General features: G+C 75.5%; 3 protein-coding genes. All 3 read left to right on the forward strand.

What is annotated here, in order from left to right:
- The first annotated feature begins 352 nt into the window (after nucleotides 1–352).
- The 3 genes from ACTIDRAF_RS0222890 to ACTIDRAF_RS0222900 are packed head-to-tail and all read left to right on the forward strand — an operon-like array spanning nucleotide 353 to nucleotide 3,254.
- The gene (locus ACTIDRAF_RS0222890) at nucleotides 353–1,420 is read left to right on the forward strand and encodes a FecCD family ABC transporter permease (protein ID WP_016701037.1); all 1,068 of its coding nucleotides are present in this window, start codon (nucleotides 353–355) and stop codon (nucleotides 1,418–1,420) included.
- On the forward strand, nucleotides 1,417–2,250 hold the full coding sequence (locus ACTIDRAF_RS0222895; RefSeq protein WP_016701038.1) for a heme ABC transporter ATP-binding protein: 834 nt from the start codon (nucleotides 1,417–1,419) through the stop codon (nucleotides 2,248–2,250). Before ACTIDRAF_RS0222890 ends, ACTIDRAF_RS0222895 begins: the two co-directional genes overlap by 4 nt.
- The gene (locus ACTIDRAF_RS0222900) at nucleotides 2,247–3,254 is read left to right on the forward strand and encodes an ABC transporter substrate-binding protein (RefSeq protein WP_016701039.1); all 1,008 of its coding nucleotides are present in this window, start codon (nucleotides 2,247–2,249) and stop codon (nucleotides 3,252–3,254) included. The genes ACTIDRAF_RS0222895 and ACTIDRAF_RS0222900 overlap by 4 nt, the downstream gene beginning before the upstream one ends.
- The last annotated feature ends 542 nt before the right edge of the window (nucleotides 3,255–3,796 follow it).

Here is a 3,796-nt window from a genome sequence, read left to right on the forward strand (position 1 = left end):
CCCGCCGCCGCGCGCTGGGCTCGTCGCTCGACGACGGCCCGCCGGGGTGGACGGTCGGTGCGGAACGCCGGGTCCGGTCGGCCGGCGCGCATCGCCGCGACCACAGGCGGAATACCCGTTCGGAGGGCTGCCGGCTCCGTGGCATCTCCCGCCGGAGGAGTCGTTCGGTCGCGGAGCGCGACGCCCAGCCGCCGAACGGGGTGCCGGTACCGCCGAAGGGGGCGATCGGACCGCGCGTGACCTGCGGCGCGGCTCACGTTCCGTTGACAGTGCGCGCCGTCGACCACATACGATCAGGGTCGACAACGATTTTCATTTCTTCTGGGCCGGTTCGGCCCGCTAGGTGAGCCCTGTGAAGACGTCCGCTGCCGCGCCCCCGGTTCGGCGCGCGCGGCGCGGTTCCCCGCGCGCCGCCCTCGTCCTGACCGGACTGGCGGTCCTGCTCGTGGTCGTGGTGGTCGCGGCCGTGTCGCTCGGCCCGATCCCGGTCCCCCCGCTGGACACCGTGCGGGTGCTGCTGCACCGGCTGGGCCTCGTGGCCTCGGGCGGCGGCCAGTACGAGTTGGTCGTGGAGACCATCCGCCTGCCCCGGGTGTTGGTGGCCCTGGTGGTCGGGGCGGCCCTGGCCGTGGCCGGAACCGTCATGCAGGCGCTGTTCCGCAACCCGCTCGCCGACCCGGGCGTCACCGGGGTCTCCAGCGGCGCTGCGGCGGCCTCCGTGCTCGTCCTGGCCACAGGGGCGACGGCGCTGGGCCGCTGGGTGTTGCCGGCCGCGGCCTTCCTGGGCGCGCTGGCGGCGCTGGTCATCGTGCACCTGGTCGCCGTCGCGCGGCGGGACCGGTCGGCCTCGACCCTCCTGCTCATCGGGATCGCGCTCAACGCGCTGCTGGGTGCGGTCATCAGCGCGGTGCTGGCGAACGTGCCGGATGACCGGAACGTGCGGGGCATCGTCTTCTGGCTCAACGGTGACCTGGTGGCACGCACCTGGGAGCACGTGGCGATGGCGCTCCCACCGGTCTGCGTCGGCGTGGTCGGTGTGCTGCTGCTCTCCCGCGACCTCAACATGCTGCTCCTCGGCGAGAGCGCCGCCCAGTCCGCCGGGGTGGACGTCCTGCGGACCCGCCGCCTCCTGCTGACCCTGGCGGCGGTGATCACGGGGAGCGCGGTGGCGGTGGCGGGCGCGATCGGCTTCGTCGGCCTTGTCGTGCCGCACGTCGTCCGGTTGGTGATCGGACCCGATCACCGGCTGCTGCTCCCGGCCGCCGCCCTGTTCGGTGGGTCCTTCCTCGTCCTCGCCGATCTCGGTGCCCGGATGCTGCTCAGCCCGGTGGTGCTCCAGACGGGGACGCTGACCGCGTTGATCGGCGCGCCCGTGTTCCTCCTGCTGGTCCTCCGGCGGGGACGGCGAGGTGCGCGGTGACGCGCCGTCCGCCCACCCCCGGGTCCACTGACCTCCCGCTGGTCGCGGAGGAGGTGAGCGTGGTCATCGACGGTCGTCCCGTGCTCGTCGACGTCACGGTGCCCGTGCGGGCCGGCGAGGTGTTGGCGTTGGTCGGCCCCAACGGTGCCGGCAAGAGCACGCTGCTCTCCGTCCTCGCGGGCCTGCGACGGCCGGAACGCGGGGAGGTGCGGCTCGACGGGGTGTCGACGCGGTCCCTGCGTCCGCGGGTGCTGGCGCGCAGCCTGGCCCACGTGCCCCAGGACACCGCGTTGGACTTCGAGTTCACCTCCCGGCAGGTCGTTCTCCTGGGCAGACATCCCCACCTGCGGCGGTTCTCCCCGGTGGGCCCCGAGGACGAGCGGATAGCCGACCAGGCGTTGCGCGACGCCGGAGCGGACCGCTGGTCCGACCAGGAGGTGACGACGCTCTCCGGCGGCGAACGGCAGCTCGTGCACATCGCGAAGGCACTCGCGCAACAGCCCCGGGTGCTGCTGCTCGACGAGCCGGTCGCCGCCCTCGACCTCCGCCACCAGCTCCACGTGCTGCGCCTGCTGCGCACACTGGCCGGACGCGGAACCGCCGTCGTCGCCGTGCTGCACGACCTCAACCAGGCGGCCCGGTTCTGCGACCGGGTGGCGCTGCTCCACCGGGGCGGGCTGCTCGCCGACGGCCCGCCGGAACGGACGCTCACGAGGGAGAACATCGCGGTCGCCTACGGGGTGCGGGTGGTGGTTCGCCACGACCCCGACACCCGGAGCCCGCGCGTGGTCCCCCTGGACATCGACGAAGGATCAGGAGACACCCGATGACCAATCCGGTACGCCGAGGCCCGCTCCTCGGCACCGTCTCGCTGGCGGTGGTGCTGCTCGCCGGCTGCGCGAGCACCGCCGACGAACCCGCGCCCGCGGCGTCCTCGGCACCGTCCGGCGCCGCCGCCTCCTACCCGCGCACGGTCGGGGGCGGTGACCAGGGAGAGCAGGTCACGATCCCCGCGGAACCGAGCCGGATCGCCGCGCTGTCGCCGGATGCCGCCGAGGCCGCGCTGGCGCTGGTGGGGGCGGAGCGCCTGGTGGCGGTGCCGGCGAGCGTGACCGGCGCCCACCTGGGCAACCACGTCGAGGAGGCGGTGGCGGTGTCGGAACACCTGCCGCCGGGCAACAACCCGGACCCGGAGCTGGTGCTGTCCCTGAACCCGGACCTGGTCCTGGTCACCCCCCGCCACGACGGCGAGCAGGACGCGCTGTCCCTGCTCGAGGAGACGGGCGTCCCCGTTCTCGTGCTGGAGCACTGGAACGACCTCGACGAGGTCGCGGGGAACCTGTCGCTGCTGGGCGAGGCCCTCGGCGTGGAGGACCGCGCCGAGAGCCTCGTGGCGGACATGGCCGCCCGGCGCGAGGCGCTCCGGGAGGCCGTCGACGGTGTCGACCGGCCCGCCGTGCTCGCCCTGAGCAACCAGGCCGGCGTCCCGTTCGCCCTCGGCCCGGACTCCTTCACCACCGGCCTGGTCGAGCTCGCGGGTGGCGCCTCGGCCGCCGAACGGGCCGGCGTGCGGCGCACCGGTCCGGTCGACCCGGAGGTCGTCGTCGGCGCGGCGCCCGACGCGGTCGTGCTGGTGGACGTGACCGGCGCGGGTCGCGAGTCCTTCGACAGCCTGCTCGCCCACCCCGCCGTCGCCGATCTGCCCGCGATCAGGGAGGACCGGGTGCTCCTCCTCCCCGCCGCCTCCGCCTTCGCTTCCGGTATCGCACATGCCCTGGACGGCCTGGAGGAACTGGCCGGTTGGCTGCACCCGGAGCGGTTCGACGGGCGGTGAGCGGACCGCTCGCGCGGGGTGCCGACCGCCGGTGTGGACCGAGGTGACCTGACGCCCGGCCGGTCCCGCCCCGCGGTCGGGAGGGGACCGTGTCCGCTCCCCCGGCGTGCCGGCCGCGCGTGCCTCACCGACACCACCCCGGGCGGCCGGGCCGGCGTCAGGAGTGGTCCGCGCCGACCGGCTGCGTCCCTGACGCCGAGCGCGGGCCCGACCGGTCCTGGCACGCGCGACCTCGACGGCGGGTGATCGTCCGGGCCGGGGCGGCCCGCCGCCGGCTGGACCACCGCCCGTCCCAGGATTCGCGGTCCTCAGTGGCCCGGGACTCCGTTCCTGCCTCCCCCTGGCCCCCGGCGCGCCCCTCTGCTGCCCGAGCGCCGCGCTCCCGCCCCGCTCCGGTCCTCGGGCCGCTGGGCACGGACGAGGCGCGGCCCTCGGGGCCGGACGGAGGAACGCCGCGCCACGGTCCGCCTGCGGGGCACCCGTTCCGCGCGTCGACGTGGCGGAGGCTCCCGCCGGTCCCGTTCCCGGCGCGCAGGGGGGGG

The organism is Actinoalloteichus spitiensis RMV-1378 (genome assembly GCF_000239155.1).
Lineage (GTDB): Bacteria > Actinomycetota > Actinomycetes > Mycobacteriales > Pseudonocardiaceae > Actinoalloteichus_B > Actinoalloteichus_B spitiensis.

Excerpts from the sequence above, each read along its gene's own strand:
- ACTIDRAF_RS0222900 (WP_016701039.1), top strand. The coding sequence starts at position 2,247 with ATGACCAATCCGGTACGCCGAGGCCCGCTCCTCGGCACCGTCTCGCTG.